Here is a 19,104-nt window from a genome sequence, read left to right as displayed (position 1 = left end):
GTCGCCGCTGTCACCGGGCAGCCCACCCGCTCGACAAAGGTTAGGGTAACCTTACTCGCATGGCCGAACTGAGGACATCGCACGGTTGGCAGGGTGCGGTGATGAAGCTGATGGGCGCCGGCGACTACCGCCTCACCGTCACTGGTCGCCGCGAAATCAGCCCCCGCTACCTGCGCCTGAGCTTCGATGCCGGCGGGATGCTCGACAACCACCCGGTACACCCCACCATGTGGATTCGCCTGTGGTTCGCTGACGGGCACCAACGCGGTTACACGCTGGTCGACCCGGACCCGGCGGCCGGCACCTTTGACATCGAGTTCGCCCTGCACTGCGGCCGAGCGTCGGACTGGGCGCGGGCCGCGCAGCCGGGCGACACCATCGAGGCGACGGTGTTGGGCAGCAAATTCGCAATTCCCGAGCCGGCACCCTCGGGTTACGTGATTGTCGGCGACACGGCGTCATTGCCGGCGATCAATTCCTTGCTCGCTGCGATTGGGGACACCCCCGCACAGGTGTTTCTCGAGGCTTGTTGCGATGACGACAAATGCCTGCCGCTGGCGCGCACCGAGAACGTCACCTGGGTGGACCGGATCAACGGCGGCGGCGAACTGCTCGCGACGGTGCGCTCGGCGGCGTTCGACGCCGCCGATCACTTCGGCTGGGTGGCCTGCGACACCCGCACCACCCGATCGGTCGCCAAGGTGTTTCGCGAGGAGTTCGGCATTCCGCGCAAATGGATTAAGGCACAAGCCTATTGGATGGCCTGACTACTGCCTGACTACTGGATAGCCTCACGGGCCGACACCATGACCGGGGCGAGGAACTCCTCGATCATCGCCCGTTCGTCGGCCTCGTCGCGGCCCGGAAACATCAACAGCGAGACGATGATCCGCACCGCCCAACGGGCGCGTCGTTCGACGATGGACGGCGCCCCGTCGGTCTGCGACACGAGTCCGAGGGAGTGCAGGAACGAGGCGGCCAGAGCCGTGATCACCTCGGACTGGTCTGCCATCCGGGCGCCGATGGGGGCGCGTGTGGCGAGGAACCACGCGGCCAACGGTGGACTCTCGCGCACCATGCGCAAGGTGGCGAGGATGCTAGAGACCAGCCGTTCCCGCGGGTCCTCATCGTCGTCAGCCCCACTCAGAACCTGTCGGCCCAGTCGATGCGTCTCGCGGTGCACATACGCGATGCGCAGCGCCTCGCGGCTCTCGAAGTATCGGTAGAGGGTGGCGCGGGAACATCCTGCGGCTGCCGCGATTTCGTTCATGCCGACCGATTCCGGATCGCGCTCGGTAAACAGTCGCTCGGCGGCATCCAGTATCCGGTCGGCTGCCGCCTCGGTGCGTCGGTCGGCAAGCCAATCCTTGCTGGAGCCCGCCATCAGCGCATCCGGATCGGCACCGACAATGGTCGTCGAACATAGCCGCCCCCAGACCATACGATGCACGACTCGTCGACCTCGAAATCTGGACAGCGGGAGAGTAATTCGCTTAGGGCAACCCGTGATTGCATTCGAGCGGCAGCGGCCCCTAGGCAATGGTGGGCGCCCTGGCTGAAGGTCATGATGTTGCGCGGGCACCGCCTGACGTCGAGTTCGCCTGCGTCCGGACCGTATTGGCGCTCGTCGCGGTTGGCCGAACCGTATAGCAGCAAGACGCGGCGACCGGCGGGAATGGTGGTGTCATGGATGGTGACGTCACGGGTGGCCGTGCGGGCCAGGTTCTGCACCGGAGAGGTCAACCGCAGCAATTCATCGACGGCGTCCGGGATGAGTCCGGGCTCGTCGATCAACATCTGGCGCTGGTCGGGCCGTTCGTGCAGCAGTTGCATAGAACCTCCGAGCATGCCGGTCACGGTGTCGTTACCACCGGTGACCATCGTAAACGTAAAGCCCAAAATCGACAGCACGCCGGCGATATCACCATCGGCGCCCACTCCGGCAGAAACCAGGTGCGAGATCGTGTCGTCGCCGGGATCGGTCCGCCGTCGTTCGATCAGTGTGGTGAAGTAGGCCATGATCTCCCCGACCGCGTTCCCGGCCGGTCCCAACGCACTTGCGATGCCGCCGTCTGCGGTGTTGGCGGCGACGATGGCCTGGGTCCAGCCGTCGAACTGCACCCAATCTTCCTCGGGCACACCAAGATAATGTGCGACGACCATGGACGGGAGCGGCTTGAACAGTTCCGTGACGATGTCGCCGCCGCCGTTCGCGCGCAGCCTCTCGATCCGCTCGACGACGAACTCGCGCACCTTGGGCTCGACTGCCTCGACCTGACGCGGGGTGAATCCGCGCGACACCAACTTGCGAAATTGGGTGTGAACCGGCGGATCCTGCATCACCATGGGCAAGTTGTCTTGCAGTCCGAGCATTTCCAGGTCGCCGTAGTTCACCGTCAAGCCCTGTGCCGACGAGAATGTCTGGTGGTTCCGTGCCGCCGCCCAGACATCGGCGTGACGCGACAGCACGTAGTAGTCATGCTCGGGATTCGCCGGGGGGACGACGCGGTGCACCGGGTCGTGGTCCCGTAGCGCCCGGTACATCGGCCAGGGGTTAGACCAGGTCTCGGCGGTGGCCAGCCGGAACTTGACCGGCACTTCCTGAGACGGATGAGACAAAGCTGTCGACATGTCTTATTGGTACGACAGGTCGGGCTGAATGTCAACCGATTGACGGTGCCGGCATCTCACGACGATCTCTTTTGAGCAAACTTCCGGCAGCTTGCCCGCGATGCGCGGAGTCGCATCCCGCCTTCTGCTATAACGTTGGCTCTTATGGCCGGTCGAAGCCGTCGCGAGAACCGTTGGCGCACAGCGCTTCACGTAACTCTATCGGCATGCGTTGCGGCTGTCCTGGCGCTCGCCACCAGCCCGGTCGCTCAGGCGGCCGCCGTCACGGCGACGTTGCAGGTGCAACATACGTGGCAGGACGGGTTCATCGCCCGCTACGTCGTCACTAATTTGAGCATGGCGCAGGTGTCGGACTGGCGGCTCGAATTCGACATGCCGGTGGGGCAGTCCCTGTCGCACACCTGGAACAGCAGCTTCACGCAATACGGCACGCACTTCGTGATCACCCCGGCGAACTGGAATCGCACCATCGCACCCGGTGGTTCGGCCACCGGCGGCATGAGGGGAGTGCTGACCGGTACTTACTCGCCACCGGTGAATTGCCGGATCAACGGGGTGCCCTGCAGTTAGGTGGCGACGGCCGCTATCGGTGGTGAGCCTGTAATCCTGCAGGTCCCCACTCAACCTTCTCCTGCAGGATTTCAGGCTCGGCGATGTGCGCGGCGAGGCGGGCTTGGTGCGTCGGGATGAGGGCCGCGTCGAGCGGTGACCCTGTATTTCTGCAGGTCTTTACTCGAACTTTTTCTGCAGGATTTCAGGCTCGGCGGCGAGGCGCGAGGAGGCGAGGCGGTGAGCAGGCCGCGTCGATGCGGAGCTGGCGAGCCGGCAATTACGCAACACCCTTACGCGCCGCTCAAACGCGTCGCAAAGCTGCACGCCCGCCGGTTACGGCTAGATACCCGAGCCGGGATTCAAAATCCCGCCCGGGTCCAACGCCTGCTTGATGCGGCGATTCAGATCCATCACGTCGGGTCCGAGGTAATCGGACAGCCACGGCAGCTTCAACCGGCCGACGCCGTGCTCGCCGGTGATAGTGCCGCCTAAATCTATTGCCAGATCCATGATTTCGCCGTATGCGAGCTGCGCGCGCTCGGCCATCGCGGCGTCATTCGGGTCGAACACCAACAGCGGGTGGGTATTGCCGTCGCCGGCGTGCGCGATCACCGAAATCATCAGATCGCGCTCCTCGGCGATGCGGGCGATCCCGGTGACCAAATGGCCCAGCGCGGGCAGTGGCACCCCGACGTCTTCGAGCAGCAACGAACCCTTGGCTTCGACGGCCGGTATGCAGAACCGCCGGGCGGCGACGAACGCCTCTCCCTCGTCCGGGTCGTCGGTCGAAAACACTTCCTTCGCACCGTTTTCCGTGAACACCTCGGCTATGACCTCGGCATCCTGGCTGCCGGCCCGGCCGCGCTCGTCGGACCCGGCCACCAGCATCGCCGCGGCGCCGCGGTCCAGGTCCATCCGCAGCGTGTCCTCGACGGCGTTGATCGCCACCGAGTCCATGAACTCCAGCATCGCGGGGCGGAGCCGGGCCGTCACTCCCAATACCGCGTCAATCGCCTGCTCGACGGAAGCAAAGCTCGCCACCACCACGCTCAACGCATTCTGGGCGGGCAGCAGTCGCAGCGTCACCTCGGTGATGACGCCCAGCGTTCCTTCGCTCCCGACGAATAGCTTCGTCAGCGAAAGCCCGGCCACGTCCTTCAGCCGTGGCCCGCCCAGTCGCACGGCGGTCCCGTCGGCAAGCACCACCTGCATGCCCAGCACATAGTCGGTGGTGACGCCGTACTTCACGCAGCACAGCCCGCCCGCATTGGTGGCGATGTTGCCGCCGATGCTGCAGATCTCGTATGACGAAGGATCGGGCGGATACCACAGGCCGTGTTCGGCGACGGCCTTCTTTACCTCCGCGTTGAACAGGCCCGGCTGACAGACCGCCGTTCGGGTGACCGGGTCGACGGTGATGTCGCGCATCTTCTCCGTCGACAGCACGATTCCGTTGTCCACCGCAGTCGCCCCGCCCGACAACCCGGAACCGGCCCCACGCGTCACCACCGGCACCGAATGAGCCGACGCCCACCGCAGCACGGTTTGCACCTCTTCGGTGCGGCGCGGCCGGACGACCGCCAGCGGCTTGCCCGCCGACGGATCGAAGGCGCGGTCCTGCCGGTAGCCCTCCGTCACCGCAGGGTCGGTGACCACCATTCCCTCGGGCAGTTCGGCAATCAGCGCTGCCAGCAGATCGGCGCTCACCGGGCCGATCTTATGCCCTGGTCTCGGCTTCCGATTCGGCGGCGAACTCCGACTCGCGGTCGAGTTCGTGCAGGGCCGGCAGCCGGATACAGATCAGTCCGGTCACCAGGATCGGCACCGCCAGCGCGAAGAACGTCACCTTCAGCCCTGCCGCGTCGGTCAGCGGACCCGCCAGCAGCAGGCCCGCCGGACCCGCGGCGTAGGCCATCGACGTCATCACGCCAACCACCCGGCCGCGCAGATAGTGCGGCGCCCTGGTCTGCATCACGTAGTTGTAGATCGGCTGGATGGGTCCGTACACCAATCCGATCACCGCACACAGCACCAGGATCACCGGCAGCGGCGGCAGCAAAGCGATCACCGTAGCGGCGATGCCGAAGCTCAGCACCGCGGTCAGCATGATCAACCGCCGCGACATGTACGACGCCAGTACCGCGTAGCCCAGCGCGCCCAACAGGCTGCCGATCGACAGCGCCACCAGCGCCGAGCCCAACTGCGCGGGTTGCTGGCGGTCGCTGAAGTACTTCGGGAACAGCACACTCTCCATAGGCAGGTACAGCGCCGTCACCGTGAGGTCGATCAGCGCCAGCGCGCGCAGCACCCGCAGGCTCCACACGAAACGCAGGCCCTCCACGGCGCCGGACACCAGGCCCTCCGGCCGGGTGGAGTGGTGCGGCTTGCCCGCTCCCTCGAGCTGCAAGACGGCCATCGCCAGGATGGACAACCCGAATGCCCCGGCGGTGACCCACATCGTTTTGATGCCGCCGATGGTGGCGATCATCAGGCCCCCGATGCCCGGGCCCAGCACGAAGGCAGCGTTGAGCACCGCCTCATAGATGCTGTTGGTCCGGTCCAGCGACCACCGAGCCCGGGCGGCCGCCTCTGGCAGCATCGATTGGCGGGCGCTGATCCCGGCCGGGTCGAACAGCGCTCCGCAGGCACCCAGGATGGCCAGCACCGCCACGTTCACCGCGTCAACACCGAACGCCCACGCCACCACGGGGACGGCGGCCACCGACGCCGCGGACAGCACGTCGGAAACAATCGAGACGCAGCGGCGGCCGAAGTAGTCGACCGCGGTGCCCGCAATCAGCGTGGAGAACAGCAGCGGCAGCGTCGTCGCGCCCGCCACGATCGACGCCTGCCCGGCGCTGCCCTGGCGCTGTAGCACCAGCCATGGGAACGCGACGATCGAAATGCCGTTACCCGCGCACGACATCAACGTGGCGAAGAGGATCAGGTAGGCCGGCCCGCGGCTGACGGTTCTCATGGCGATCGCGGCTGAATGTAGCGTCGCAGCGCGAACGGAGCCACCGATTTTTCGCGCAGTGCAGGATGGTTCTGTGCTCACCCATCCGAATACCGGCCAGGCGTTCGCGTCGCCGGTGGAGCCCGGCACCGGCTGGCCGGGCGATCCGGCGACCGCGCAGACTCCGGTGGCGCGGGACGCGGCGCAGGTGGTGTCCCTGGCCAAGAAAGCGGGCTCGATCCCGGAACTCGACGCCGTGGTCAGTGTGTGCCGAGCGTGCCCCCGGCTGGTCAGTTGGCGTGAGGAGGTCGCCGTCACCAAGCGCCGGGCCTTCGCCAATCAGCCGTATTGGGGACGTCCGGTGCCGGGCTGGGGTTCGGAGCGGCCCTGGTTGCTGATCGTCGGCTTGGCTCCCGCGGCAAACGGCGCCAACCGCACCGGCCGGATGTTCACCGGAGACCGCTCCGGCGACCAGCTTTACGCTGCGCTGCACCGCGCCGGCCTGGTGAATCAGCCGACCAGCGTCGACGCGGCAGACGGGTTGCGGGCAAACGGCATCCGGATCACGGCGCCGGTGCGGTGCGCGCCGCCGGCCAACGCCCCGACGCCGGCCGAACGGATGACGTGCTATCCCTGGCTCGAGGCCGAGTGGCACCTGATCTCCGATCATGTCAGGGTGATCGTGGCCCTGGGCGGGTTCGGCTGGCAGGTGGCGCTGGGTCTGCCGGTCGCGGCCGGCCTGCGCAAGCCGAAATTCGGCCATGGTGTCGTCGCGGAGCTACCGTCCGGGGTGCGGTTGCTCGGCTGTTACCACCCGAGCCAGCAAAACATGTTCACCGGTAAGTTGACTCCGGCGATGCTCGACGAGATTTTCGCCGAAGCCAAGAAGCAGGCAGGGGTTAAGTGACGAGAACGGTTCTTATATCGGGCGCCAGCGTCGCGGGCACGACTGCGGCGTACTGGCTCGGACAGCAGGGCTTTTCCGTGACGGTGGTGGAGCGCTACCCGGGGCTGCGGCCAGGGGGACAAGCGATCGACGTTCGTGGTCCGGCGCTGACTGTGCTGGACCGGATGGGGCTGCTGGCCGCCGCGGAGGAGAAGAAGACCCGAATCCGCGGCGCGTCCGTCGTCGATCGCGACGGCAACGAGCTGTCCCGGGACACCGAATCGACACCGACCGGCGGGCCGATCGACAATCCCGACATCGAGTTGTTGCGCGACGACCTCGTCCAATTGCTTTACCAGGCAACCCAACCCGACACCGAGTACGTCTTCGACGACAGCATCTCCTCGATCACCAGTCTCGGTGAGACGGCGGAGGTGACGTTCAAGTATGGAGAGCCTCGCAACTTCGATCTGGTGATCGGTGCCGACGGCTTGCACTCCAACGTGCGGGAGCTGGTGTTCGGCCCTGAGGAGAGATTCATCAAGCGGCTGGGGACGCACGCGGCGATCTTCACCGTCCCCAACTTCCTGAACCTGGACTACTGGCAAACATGGCATTACGGCGACCACAGCATGGCCGGTGTCTACAGCGCCCGCGACAACACCGAGGCCCGTGCCATGTTGGGCTTCCTGGACCCCGATCTGCACATCGATTACCGCGAAACCGAACAGCAGTTCGCGGAGCTGGAACGGCGCATGGCCGACGACGGCTGGGTACGTCCGCAACTGCTCAGCTACATGCGCTCGGCGCCGGACTTCTACTTCGACGAAATGGCGCAGATCGTGATGGACCACTGGTCGATCGGCCGGGTGGTGCTGGTGGGTGACGCCGCATACTGCTGCTCGCCGCTGTCAGGTCAGGGAACCAGCGTGGCGCTGCTGGGCGCGTACGTCCTGGCCGGCGAGCTCAAGAAGTCCACCCGTAACACCTTCGTCGACCACGGCGAGGCGTTCACCAACTACTTCCGGCGTTTCAAGCCCTACACCGAGGGCAACCAGTTCCTGGCCACCGACAACATCCCCGGCGGCGCGCCGATCTCCCAGGAGCAGTTCGAATACATCATCAATTCGATCGACTTGCCGGAGTACTGACAGCCTGGGACAGCCGGGAACGTTCACGCCGCAAAAGGCGTTGTGGCCATCGTGCGTCTCTCCGTCCTTGATCTCGTTCCGGTCCGCACCGACCAGTCCACCAGCGACGCGCTGGCGGCAACCGTGGCGCTGGCGCAGACCGCGGATCGGCTGGGTTTCACCCGTTACTGGGTGGCCGAACACCACAACATGCCGTCCGTGGGCGCCACCAGTCCTCCGGTGCTGATCGCCTACCTGGCCGCGCAGACCTCGCAACTGCGACTTGGCTCGGGTGGGGTGATGCTGCCCAATCATGCGCCGCTGGCGGTTGCCGAACAGTTCGCGCTGCTGGAAGCGGCCGCGCCCGGACGCATCGATCTGGGTATCGGGCGCGCGCCCGGCTCCGACCCGGTGACGTCTTATGCGCTGCGCGGCGGTCGCGACGACCGTGACATCGAGAACTTCCCCGAGTACCTCGACGACGTGGCGGCGCTGATGAGCGCCCGCGGCGTGGTGGTGCCGCTGCGGTCGGGGGAGTACCGCCTCAAGGCCACCCCCGCCGCGACCAGCGAACCGCGGCTGTGGTTGCTGGGGTCGTCGATGTATTCCGCGCAACTGGCCGCCGCCAAGGGGCTGCCGTACGTCTTCGCGCATCACTTCTCCGGCAAGGGCACCGAGGAAGCGCTCGAGGTGTATCGCACCCGCTTCCAGCCCAGCGCCTTCGCCGCCGAGCCGGTGACGTTCCTGACCGTCAACGCCGCAGTGGCCGAAACGCACGACGAGGCGGTCGCGTTGATGCTGCCGAACCTGCAGATCATGGCGCGGCTGCGGACCGGCCAGCCGCTCGGTCCCGTGCCGCTGGTCGAAGAGGCAGCGGTAGCGCAGCTCAGTCCGGCTCAGCAAAGCATCGTCGACGCTGGCCTCGAGCGGGCCGTTGTCGGTGCACCCGCTGAGGCGGCCGATCAACTGCGGGCGCTCGCCGAACGGTTCGGTGTCGACGAGGTGATGGTGCACCCGGTGGCCTCAGCGCGCCGCGGCACCGACCCCGCGTCCAGTCCGGCCCGGGTGGCGACGCTGGAGCTGCTCGCCAAGGAGCTGTTCTAGTCGATCGCACGCGCTTGCTTGGATGCCTGTTCGGGGGAGTGCGCGTTGATCCAATGCAGCATCGGCCCCGCCGGCAACGGCGGGCTGTGTACGAAGCCCTGAGTGATAGTGCACCCGTAACGGCGCACAGCGCTCAGCGTCACCTCGTCCTCGACTCCCTCGGCGACGAGATCGGCACCCAGGCTCTGCGCCAGGGCGACCGTGGATCGCACGATGGCCACCGAGCGCGGATCCTGGGCCAACCGCGCCACAAACCGGCGATCGAGTTTGAGCTCGTCGACCGAGACGTCCTGCAGCCGGGCCAGCGATGACCACCCGGTGCCGTAGTCGTCCAGCGAGATCCGAACGCCCAGGCCCCGTAACGAGGCCACGGTATTGCGGGACCGGGCCGAATCGACGAGGGTGCTCTCGGTGATCTCGATGATGAGGGCGTCCGGCGGCAGATCGTGCGTTTTCAGCAGCCCCTCGATGGTGCCCACCAAGTCCAGGTCGAGGAGATTCGCCGTGGAAAGGTTCACCGCCACCGTCAACGAGATGCCCTGGTCCCGCCAGGACCGAAGCTGTTCCAGGGCCAGACTCACCGTGCGGTGCGCCACCTGGCGCATCAGCCCGGCACGTTCGGCCGCGGGCAGGAACTCTTCCGGTAGCAACAGCCCGCGGCTGGGATGGTGCCAGCGCAGCAGTGCTTCCAGGCTGTGGATGCCGCCGTCGCGCGCGTTGATCTTGGGCTGGTAGTGACAGGTCAGTGCGTCGGCATCCGACAACGCGGCGCGCAGGTCCTCGATGATGTTCGGATCGTTCTCGCGATACAGCTCGAACGCCGGGTCGTACACCGCGATCTTGCCTCTGGCCGACTTGGCATGAGGGATCGCGGTTTCGGCGTGCGTCAGCAGCTCCTGAGGATGTTCGCAGTGGTCGGGATACAGCGCGATGGCAACGCGGGCATCGACTTGGACGGTGATCGGGTCCAATGCGAACGGTTCGCTCAACACCTCGAGCAAGCGGCCGGCCTGCGCTCGCGCGGCGATGAGTTCCGCCCCCTCCGACAGCAGTACCGCGAATTCATTGTCGCCCACTCGCGCAAGCAGATCCGAGGGACGAACGTTGGCCGAGAGTCGATTCGCGATGTGGCACAACAGGTCATCGCCGAAGTGCCGCCCGATCGAGTCGTTGATCTCTTGGAATTCATACAGTTCCAGCAGCAACAGCGCTCGGCGGGACGGCATCCTGGCCGCCAACGAGGGCGGGTCCACGGGCGTGGCGATGAGCGCCGTCACCAATGAGCGTCGGTTGGGCAAGGCGGTCAACTCGTCGGTCATGGCCTGCTTGTGGCTTTCGGCCAAGAAGCTGACGTGCCGGAAGGTCACCGAGTACCGGGCGGCGACCGCGACGAGAGTCAACGCGGCCAGCGTCGTGGCCGATAGCGAATTGTGCCCGAGGATGGTGACCGCAAGCGCCACGACTGTGCACGCCACGGGTACCAGGTAAGAGTCCAGCCCACGTCTGGGTTGGGCCGGCGCGGGCGAAGACGGCGCCCAACTCGCCAACGCGATGAAATAGGCCGAGGCCGGCCAGCAGGCATCCAGCACGGTGCCGGCGCGGTAGGCACCGGCGGACGTCTCGAACAGATAGGCGGTGTCCGCGGCGGCAAACAGTACGAATCCCAGCACCAGCAGAATCCAACGACGTTCGTTGCGCCAGCCCAGGATTGGCAACATGCTGGCTGCCAACGCCAGCAGCATCAGATCGCCCCAGGGATAAAGCAACCCCACCAGGACCGTGGCCGGCGCGCGGGTAGCGGCGGCATCGATGGGCCCGGCCGTGAGCGCCGCGGCCACCGCGGCCATGGCCAATCCGCACACCACTGAATCGAGTCGCACCGGTATCGGCACGCGCTTCAGCCGCGCCCGCATGAGCAGCAGGATGCCGGCAAACGCCAGTGGGTAGAACGCCAAGTACGCCGGATCCGCCGCCGACGGCGATTGTCCGTCTGGCACCCACGCGGCGTAGATGATGTCGCCCAGCGCGGACGACGTGGCCGCAGCCGCGATCAGAATCCACCCGTACCGGTCCACGGTCACCCGCCACGCGCGTACGGCGACCACGATCGCTGGCAACAGGTTCAGCGCCGGATATACGAATTTCGCGAGAAATACGCTGTCGTCGGTCTTTTGGAAGACCACGCTGGCCACCGCGAACGCCACCACGCCAATACCCAACAGCACCAAAGTGATTCGAATGAGCGTGGGAGGCCACCGGATGCCGTGGGGGGCCTCAGTCAGCTGATCGAGTACGCGAACGGGTGCATCGACGGACGCCGCAGCTGCGTCAGTGCCTCGCCGCATGATCCGCACCTTCGCGGGTGTGTCGGTTACGTCCGTGACCACCCCGGCGTCGCGGCGGTGGGGCGGACCCGTGGATTCGTCGACCCCCGATATCGCCGTATCCGAGATCGGGACAAAACTGCGAATGCATTGGCCGCCATCACGTTTCGCGGCATACATGGCAAGGTCGGCGTGCCGCAGGAGTTCGTCGACGGTGCAGTTCGACGACGCGGTGGCCACGGTGAAGCCGATGCTTGGTCGGATGGCCAACGGGACGCCGTCGATAACAATTGCCGCGCTGAAGCATTCCAGGGCGCGTTGTGCCGTCGCCCGCGACTCCTCTACCGACCTTTCGATCAGCACCGCGAACTCGTCACCGCCGAGGCGGGCAACAAGACCGGACTCCTGCACCGCGGTGGTAAGCCGGTCCGCGACCCGGGTCAAGAGTTCGTCGCCGGCCGGGTGGCCCAACGCGTCATTGACCGATTTGAAGTTGTCCAGGTCCAGACACAACACCGCAACCGTTGCGCCAGTCTGCCGTTGGTTGCCGACGGATTGCTCAAGTCGCCGCAAGAAGTGGGCGCGATTGGCCAGCCCGGTCAGGCTGTCTCGAAATGCTTCTTGCGACACTTCTTTCAGCAGGCCTTGGTTTTCCAGAAGGACGACGAACTGGCGGGCCAGCACGGCGGCTACCAGGATTCCCAGCTCGACGGTCAATATCGGCCGGTGCACCATCATCTGCCCTACCGCTTCACTCATGCAGACGACCGCGGCCAGTAATAGCGGCAGGTACGGCAACCACAGTCGCGCGCGGGACCTGATCACCGCCCGCGTTTCGTCCGGATAAGCCAGCACGGGCGGCTCGTTGATGCTCGCGAGGGCCGCTAGCGCGATCATGCACATCCCGACGATCCGAGTGATGTCGACCAGATCGCCGCTGTGGTAGCTGCCCATCCCGCTGTGGAACACGACCAGGAGGTCGGCAACACCGATCGTTATAACCCCCCGGCCACCACGCTCAGGCTCAGTCGGTTTTCGGCACGAGCCCGCGAAAACGCGATGATCGCGGTCGTCATGACAACCACATCGGCGGCGACATGGGTGAGCGTCGCCGCCTTTGGGCCACTGCCCTCCATGACCAGCTTTCGCAGGACAGACACCCACGAGACCACGAACAGCGAGGTGGCAACGATGACGCCGTCCAGGACCAGGTGCCAGGGAATGCGGCGAACCGGACGGGACAGCAGCACCAGCGTCGCGATGGCGCCCAGCGGATAGAGCATCTGGACAACCTCCGCCGCGGCCGGATGAGCGGCGTGCTCGAACTCCGACCGGACCTCCACGACCGCCCAGATGACTTCGCCGACCGCCCAACCCAACAGGGCCGTCATTAGGGCCAGCCAGCCGAGCCGGTGCCGCCCCGCCCGGCGCCGGGCCGCCAATCCGGCGCATGCCGCGCCGACCACGAGGCAGAGCACCGTCACAAATTCGTTGATCGGTTCCGTCGCATAACCGCCCCGCCAGCCCAACCAGGTCGAGGCGACGACCAGCGCTATGCCCAGCCCGTAGCCCGCCACGATCAGCCAGCCGACGCGTGCGGACAGCCCGAAGCGCCGCCACGGATTCCGTGTCGAGCGTCCCATAGCCACTCCAGCCCCGGCCTGCGGTGAACACTGGAGAGCTACACCGCGCTTTAGCAGAATAGACCGCTGCGCGGGGCTGTCGAGGCTTCTACCCGTTGGTCGTCGTCAGGAATTCTCCTCCGGCTGGCTCGCGTCGATGCGCGCCAGCGCATCCCGCAGCAGCCGGCCCGTTTCCTCCCGGTCGGGATCCCGACGCAGCAGTAAGCCCTTGGCCACCGACAGCTTGTCGCCGTCGCGCCGGGGCAGCACGTGCAGGTGAATGTGCATCACCGTCTGAAAAGCGGGTCGGCCGTCGTTGATACCGATGTTCGTTGCATCGGCCAGCTCAGTCGCGCGGGCGGCCAGGGCGATCCGCTGGCCGATCTTGATCATGTCGGCCAGGGTCTCCGGCGGGGTGTCGGTGAGGTCCTGGGTGTGTTCCTTGGGAATGACCAGGGTGTGACCGCGCGTGAAGGGGCGGATGTCCAGGATGGCCAGATAGTCGTCGTCTTCATAGATTCGGATGGCCGGAGCTTCACCGGCGACGATCGCACAGAACACGCAGGTCATGTCGCCACGGTACTGGTCGGCTCCGCCGCGGGGCCGCGCGGACCAGTCAGGAACACCACAGGTGAGCGGGATACGCTGCGGCAGTGGACCCTAGCGATCTCGCCTTTGCCGGTGCCGCCGAACAGGCGCGGATGTTGGCCGACGGGGAAATCACCGCGCCGATGCTGCTCGAGGTCTACCTGGAACGGATCGAACGGCTGGACTCCGATCTGCGCGCCTACCGCGTGGTGCGTTACGACGGCGCTCGCGAGGAGGCCGAGGCCGCCCAGCAGCGCCTCGATGCCGGTGAGCGGCGGCCGCTGCTTGGCGTGCCGGTCGCGATCAAGGACGATGCTGACGTCGCCGGTGAGGTGACCAGCTACGGAACCGGCGCGCACGGCCCGGCCGTGAACTCGGACTCCGAGGTGGTGCGCCGATTGCGGGCCGCAGGTGCCGTCATCATCGGCAAGACGAACGTGCCCGAGCTGATGATCATGCCGTTCACCGAGTCGCTGTCGTACGGGGCAACACGCAACCCGTGGAACCCTTCTCGCACACCGGGCGGGAGCAGTGGCGGCAGCGCCGCGGCGGTGGCAGCTGGGTTAGCTCCGCTGGCACTGGGATCCGACGGCGGCGGCTCGATTCGCATCCCGTCCACCTGGTGCGGCGTATTCGGACTGAAGACGCAACGTCACCGGATATCGCAGGAACCGCACGACGACGGGTGGTACGGGCTGAGCGTGTATGGGCCCATCGCCCGGTCGGTGATGGACGCCGCGCTGTTCCTCGACGCGACGACGGCGATCCCCGGACCCGAGGGCGAGTTCGCTGCGGCGGCCGCGCGTGCGCCCGGTCGACTGCGAATTGCGTTGAGTACCAAGACGCCAACTCCGCTGCCCGTCCGGTGCGGGAAGCTGCAATTGACCGCGGTCGAGCAGGCGGGGGCATTGCTGCGCGATCTCGGACACGACGTCGTCATCCGCGATCCCGAATATCCGCCGTGGGCAATCTATTCCAACTTCTTGCCCCGCTTCCTGCGCGGAATCAGCGACGACGCCGACGGTCAGGCGCACCCGCAGTATCTGGAACCGCGTACCCGCAACATCGCGAAGATGGGGTCGTTCTTCTCCGACCGTCGCATGGCGGCGGTGCTGGCCGCCGAGAGCGCGGCGAACACTCGGATCCAGTCGATATTCGACGACGTCGATGTCGTCGTCACGCCGGGCACTGCGACAGGCCCGTCCCGCATCGGCGCCTATCACCGCCGCGGTGGAATCGCCACCTTGCTGTTGGTGGCGCAACGGGTCCCGTATCAACAGGTCTGGAACCTCACCGGTCAGCCCGCCGCCGTCGTGCCGTGGGACTTCGACGGCGACGGCCTGCCCATGTCGGTGCAGCTCATCGGCCGGCCCTACGACGAGGCGACGCTGTTGTCGTTGGCCGCGCAGATCGAAGTCGCCAGGCCGTGGGCGCACCGCCGACCACCCCTGTCATGAGGGATGTCGTGAGATTACCTGCCAGGCCGCTAATTTCTCGGCGCGCGGTATGGCATGGGCCGAGCTGGTGGACGGTAGCCGCTGGTAGTGCACCCCGTCCGTCGGCGGGACCAGCCTGCGATACAGTTCGGCCGCCTTCGCGCCGTTGAAGTACACCCGTCGTAGCGCCGGGAACTCGGCGAACAAGCGTGCAAAATCATTGACCACCAAGCTGTTTCGATCGAACGCGGAGTCCGCGCTGCCATTGCGCCGGCAGTGGCGCAACACGTCCCAGAGTGCGACGCCGTGCAGTTGCATTGCCGCCAGCCGGTGTTCGTACGGCGCGGCGATGGCGAAGCCGAAAAGCTCGCTGGCGATCGGCCAGAACGCGTTCTGCGGATTGGCGTAGTACTGGCCCGCCGCCAGCGATTGCACGCTGGGAAAGGAACCGAGGATCAGCACTCGGGCACGGTCGTCGACTACCGGCGGCAGTCCTTGGAGCAGCGGTGTGGTCATCACCTCCCATGATCGCGGTCGGCCATTAACGTTGGGCGGGTGGACGGAACTCCCGAGGATGCTGTCGTCGAAGATCTGCTCGATGGGTTGCAGGGCACCGCGCGAGCCGAGCGCGCCGAGCTGGTGAAGTGGTTGTTCGAACAGGGCATCACCGCCGACGAGATCAGGGCGACGAATCCGCCGCTGCTGCTGGCCACCCGGCACCTCATCGGAGACGACGGCACCTATGTGTCGACCCGCGAGATCAGCGAACGTCATGGCATCGAGCTCGGGCTGCTGCAACGGATCCAGCGCGCGATCGGTCTGGCCAGGGTGGACGATCCCGACGCGGTCATCCACATGCGCGCCGACGGCGAAGCGGCCGCCTTGGCGCAACGGTTCGTCGACCTAGGCCTGGATCCCGACCAAGTCGTCCTCGTGGTGCGGATCCTTGCCGACGGCCTCTCGCACGTCGCCGAAGTCATGCGATACGCGGCATTGTCGGCGATCATCCGTCCGGGCATCACCGAGCTGGAGATCGCCAAGGCATCGAAAGCGCTGGTAAGCCAGATCGCGCCCCTGCTCGGTCCGGTGGTCCAGGAAATGCTGTTCATGCAGCTGCGTCACATGATGGAGACCGAAGCGGTCAATGCCGGCGAGCGGGCCGCGGGCCAACCGCTGCCGGGTGCCCGCCAGATCGCCGTCGCGTTCGCCGACTTGGTCGGCTTCACCAAGCTTGGCGAGGTGATGTCGCCCGAGGAACTGGGTCAGCTTGCCAACCGGTTGGCCGACCTCGCCCGGGACATGATCGCTCCACCGGTGCGGTTGATCAAGACGATCGGCGACGCCGTGATGCTCGTCTGTCCCGAGCCGGCGCCCCTGTTGGACACGGTGCTCAAGCTGGTCGAGGTGATCGACTCTGACGATGCGTTTCCTCGGCTCAGAGCCGGAATCGCCGCTGGTATGGCGGTGAGTCGTGCCGGTGATTGGTTCGGCAGTCCGGTGAACGCGGCCAGTCGGATCACCGGTGTGGCGCGCCCGGGCACCGTGCTGGTCGCGGATTCCTTCGTGGACGCCCTGGGCGATGAGGCGTTGTTCGACTTGAAGTTCGCCGGCGCGCGCCGCCTCAAGGGCATCAAGGGTGAGACGAAGGTGTATCGGGCACGACGCGGCGCCTAACGAAGATTCGCCGCATAGGGCAGGCCCGGACGGACTCTGGGGGCGTCGGACTCCGTCTTATGCGGATCGGACGCGGCCGGCTGTCACCCCTTTTCCGGCGCTTGAATTGGTCTCTTCCGGGCCTGCTTCGCTTTCAAACGTACAACTCCGGGTGCCCATAAGCAACGGTCTGCCGCAGGTCGCGGGCGTGTACCGGCGCGGCAGGTCCGGCCGTCGTTCGCCGCGGGCGAACGCATCTTTCATTACATGTGTAACGGTGTAATCATGTAATCATGAAGCATCATCACGACATGCGCGGGCGTCGTTACGGGCGGCCCGGCGGTTGGCAGCAAGCCGACCAACCCGATGCCAGTGACGCGGCCGAATGGTTCGCCGGGCGGTTGCCGGAACACTGGTTCGACGGCGATCCGACCGTGATCGTCGACCGCGAGGAGATCACGGTCATCGGCAAGCTGCCGACAAAGAGCCCCGAGAGCCCCGAGGCGGCCGAGGCCGAAGAAAGCGAATCCCGTGCTACAGGCCGGGTTTCACGCTTCCGCGAGGAAACCCGATCCGAACGGATGCGGATCGCCGACGAGGCGGAGGCCCGCTATGGGCGCAAGGTTTCGTGGGGTGTCGACGTGAGCTCAACCGGCGGTACCAAGCGAATCCTGTTCACGCACATCGCGGTTCCCGTCATGACCCGGCTCAAGCAACCGGAACGCCAAGTGCTCGACACTCTGGTCGACGCGGGTGTGGCGCGGTCGCGGGCCGACGCGCTGGCGTGGTCGGTCAAGCTGGTCGGCGAGCACACCGAGGAATGGCTGAACAAACTCCGCAGCGCGATGTCCGCCGTCGACGACCTGCGAGCGCAGGGCCCGGACCTCAAGGCCTGAGGCCCCTCATTCCTCCTCTTTTTCGACCTTGCCGGAGATCATGTCCGCGACCTGGGCGCCCTGATTGGTGATTCGGTAGCCGCACGCGTTGACGTCGACAACGATGTTGTTGGTCGCCCGCATCGAGTGTTGGCATTCCCAGCCGTCGGCGCCCTCTTGAGTTTCCATCAGGTCCATTTTGGGCGGGGTGCCCTCTACCTGGCCGAACGTCCACCGGTAGGTCTTGTTCTTACTGGTGTTCGTGACGGACACGGTTTTGCTTTCGCAGCTCTTCCATTTCGGCGCCAACTCGTTCAGGAATGCGCGGGCTTTCTCGGCGGTCGGGAAAGCCACCACCGCTTGATTGAGGAAGTGGTCGTAATTGTCACCCGGTTCCGACGACACCAACGCGTTGATCGCGGTGTAGCCGGTGCCGGCATAGACCGGCGCTTGTCGGTTGTAAAGCGCGCCTTGGCAGTCGGCCTGGGAGAACTGCAGAGACGAACTGTCCATCGACGTAAGCGTTTTCCCGGGCGTCATGCTCGACGACCCCATCGCGCTGTTGACTTCTGACGTGGAAAGTAGCAACGAACTCAGCCGATCCTCCCCGACCGGTTTCGGCGGCGGCTTCGGCGTGTCGCGCGGAATGAGGTTGTAGATCGCCACGCCGCCGACGACGAGCACGATCGCGACCGAGATCGCGGCCACTGGACCGCTTGGCGGGTTCCACGACGGCGTGCTGGGCGGCCCGGGACGCTGGGCTATCGGACCCGGCGTATGGGGGATCGGCCCGGACGGCCCGATCGGCCCCGACTGCCCGATCGGTCCCGAAAGCCCCGGCCCCGAGCCGGATGACGGGCCATACGCGGCCGGTGAATGCTGCGGCCGCGAGGCTGGCGGCGGAGTTGACGGGGTGGGCCGCGGCGGCGGAGTCACCGGGGCGGCCGGCAAGGTCTGACGTGCAATGGGCCCGCTACCGGGCAGGGTGGTTTCCTGGCTGCGACGCAGAATGTCTTCCGCGTGATCCCTGTCGGGGGTGCTGAGCGCTTCGTGCGCGGCCAACGCAAGATCTCCGCAGCTGGCGTAGCGGTCCTCGGGTTTCTTGGCCATGCCGCGGGCGACCACCGCATCGAAGGCCTTGGGGATGCCCGCGCGTGATGCGCTGGGCCGCGGGATCGGATCCATCAAGTGGGCGGTCACCAGCGTGCCGGCGCTGTCGGAACGGTACGGTGGCGACCCGGTCAGGCATTCGTGCAGCACGCAGGCGAGCGAGTAGATGTCGGCGCGGTAGGTGACCTCGTCGTTCGAAAACCGTTCGGGCGCCATGTATTTCCAGGTGCCCACCGC

General features: G+C 66.2%; 17 protein-coding genes. 8 read left to right on the top strand and 9 right to left on the bottom strand.

All coding sequences use genetic code 11. The features are described 5' to 3' along the window. The first annotated feature begins 59 nt into the window (after positions 1 to 59). Positions 60 to 767, top strand: a complete 708-nt coding sequence (locus BST27_RS24815) for a siderophore-interacting protein (RefSeq protein WP_069421581.1) — start codon at positions 60 to 62, stop codon at positions 765 to 767. Positions 768 to 778: 11 nt separating this feature from the next. Here BST27_RS24815 and BST27_RS24810 read toward each other — a convergent pair whose 3' ends face one another. Both BST27_RS24810 and BST27_RS24805 read right to left on the bottom strand, forming a co-directional pair. After that, positions 779 to 1,384, bottom strand: coding sequence for a TetR/AcrR family transcriptional regulator (locus tag BST27_RS24810; protein ID WP_069421580.1), 606 nt, complete (start codon positions 1,382 to 1,384; stop codon positions 779 to 781). Then, positions 1,384 to 2,631, bottom strand: a complete 1,248-nt coding sequence (locus BST27_RS24805) for a cytochrome P450 (RefSeq protein WP_069421579.1) — start codon at positions 2,629 to 2,631, stop codon at positions 1,384 to 1,386. The genes BST27_RS24810 and BST27_RS24805 overlap by 1 nt, the downstream gene beginning before the upstream one ends. A 144-nt stretch (positions 2,632 to 2,775) precedes the next feature. Between BST27_RS24805 and BST27_RS24800 the strand changes: the two genes are divergently transcribed. After that, complete coding sequence (locus tag BST27_RS24800) at positions 2,776 to 3,201, top strand: cellulose-binding domain-containing protein (protein WP_069421578.1); 426 nt, start codon at positions 2,776 to 2,778, stop codon at positions 3,199 to 3,201. A gap of 321 nt (positions 3,202 to 3,522) precedes the next feature. On the opposite strand, the gene BST27_RS24795 is transcribed toward BST27_RS24800, so the two are convergent. Together BST27_RS24795 and tap are read right to left on the bottom strand one after the other, a co-directional pair. Continuing rightward, positions 3,523 to 4,890 (bottom strand): FAD-binding oxidoreductase, encoded by a 1,368-nt coding sequence (locus tag BST27_RS24795; RefSeq protein WP_069421577.1) that lies wholly within the window; start codon positions 4,888 to 4,890, stop codon positions 3,523 to 3,525. A gap of 10 nt (positions 4,891 to 4,900) precedes the next feature. Further along, complete coding sequence (gene tap, locus BST27_RS24790) at positions 4,901 to 6,160, bottom strand: multidrug efflux MFS transporter Tap (RefSeq protein ID WP_069421576.1); 1,260 nt, start codon at positions 6,158 to 6,160, stop codon at positions 4,901 to 4,903. A 58-nt stretch (positions 6,161 to 6,218) separates the two neighbouring features. Between tap and BST27_RS24785 the strand changes: the two genes are divergently transcribed. From BST27_RS24785 to BST27_RS24775, 3 genes are read left to right on the top strand one after another with little or no spacing between them, the layout of a single operon-like run. Then, positions 6,219 to 7,046 (top strand): uracil-DNA glycosylase, encoded by an 828-nt coding sequence (locus BST27_RS24785; protein ID WP_069421575.1) that lies wholly within the window; start codon positions 6,219 to 6,221, stop codon positions 7,044 to 7,046. Beyond that, positions 7,043 to 8,176, top strand: coding sequence for an FAD-binding protein (locus BST27_RS24780; protein WP_069421574.1), 1,134 nt, complete (start codon positions 7,043 to 7,045; stop codon positions 8,174 to 8,176). Before BST27_RS24785 ends, BST27_RS24780 begins: the two co-directional genes overlap by 4 nt. 51 nt (positions 8,177 to 8,227) lie before the next feature. Beyond that, positions 8,228 to 9,259, top strand: coding sequence for an LLM class flavin-dependent oxidoreductase (locus BST27_RS24775; RefSeq protein ID WP_069421591.1), 1,032 nt, complete (start codon positions 8,228 to 8,230; stop codon positions 9,257 to 9,259). Here BST27_RS24775 and BST27_RS24770 read toward each other — a convergent pair. The 3 genes from BST27_RS24770 to BST27_RS24765 all read right to left on the bottom strand — a co-directional run bounded on the left by BST27_RS24770 (position 9,256) and on the right by BST27_RS24765 (position 13,775). Continuing rightward, complete coding sequence (locus BST27_RS24770) at positions 9,256 to 12,552, bottom strand: diguanylate cyclase domain-containing protein (protein WP_232007410.1); 3,297 nt, start codon at positions 12,550 to 12,552, stop codon at positions 9,256 to 9,258. The genes BST27_RS24775 and BST27_RS24770 overlap by 4 nt on opposite strands. Positions 12,553 to 12,578: 26 nt before the next feature. After that, the gene (locus BST27_RS34035; RefSeq protein WP_232007409.1) at positions 12,579 to 13,226 is read right to left on the bottom strand and encodes a hypothetical protein; all 648 of its coding nucleotides are present in this window, start codon (positions 13,224 to 13,226) and stop codon (positions 12,579 to 12,581) included. 105 nt (positions 13,227 to 13,331) lie between these two features. Continuing rightward, on the bottom strand, positions 13,332 to 13,775 hold the full coding sequence (locus BST27_RS24765; RefSeq protein WP_069421573.1) for an HIT family protein: 444 nt from the start codon (positions 13,773 to 13,775) through the stop codon (positions 13,332 to 13,334). A gap of 83 nt (positions 13,776 to 13,858) precedes the next feature. On the opposite strand from BST27_RS24765, the gene BST27_RS24760 reads away from it, so the two are divergent. Then, entirely contained in the window at positions 13,859 to 15,250 is a 1,392-nt protein-coding gene (locus BST27_RS24760; protein ID WP_069421572.1) for an amidase, read from the top strand. On the opposite strand, the gene BST27_RS24755 is transcribed toward BST27_RS24760, so the two are convergent. Then, a complete protein-coding gene (locus BST27_RS24755; RefSeq protein ID WP_069421571.1) occupies positions 15,245 to 15,745 on the bottom strand; it encodes a DNA-deoxyinosine glycosylase in 501 nt (166 codons plus the stop codon). The genes BST27_RS24760 and BST27_RS24755 overlap by 6 nt on opposite strands. Positions 15,746 to 15,784: 39 nt before the next feature. Here BST27_RS24755 and BST27_RS24750 point away from each other — a divergent pair, with 39 nt between their 5' ends. Then, positions 15,785 to 16,903 carry an adenylate/guanylate cyclase domain-containing protein gene (locus BST27_RS24750; RefSeq protein ID WP_139805350.1) on the top strand — a complete coding sequence of 373 codons (1,119 nt, stop codon included), beginning with the start codon at positions 15,785 to 15,787 and terminating at the stop codon, positions 16,901 to 16,903. 272 nt (positions 16,904 to 17,175) lie between these two features. Next, positions 17,176 to 17,778 carry a hypothetical protein gene (locus BST27_RS24745; RefSeq protein ID WP_069421569.1) on the top strand — a complete coding sequence of 201 codons (603 nt, stop codon included), beginning with the start codon at positions 17,176 to 17,178 and terminating at the stop codon, positions 17,776 to 17,778. A gap of 6 nt (positions 17,779 to 17,784) precedes the next feature. Here BST27_RS24745 and BST27_RS24740 read toward each other — a convergent pair. Beyond that, on the bottom strand, positions 17,785 to 19,104 hold a 1,320-nt coding region (locus BST27_RS24740), incomplete at its 5' end, for a sensor domain-containing protein (RefSeq protein ID WP_139805349.1).

Source organism: Mycobacterium intermedium (assembly GCF_002086275.1).
GTDB lineage: Bacteria > Actinomycetota > Actinomycetes > Mycobacteriales > Mycobacteriaceae > Mycobacterium > Mycobacterium intermedium.
The sequence above is the reverse complement of the archived record's forward strand: the minus strand, read 5'-3'. Positions and strand labels throughout refer to the sequence as shown.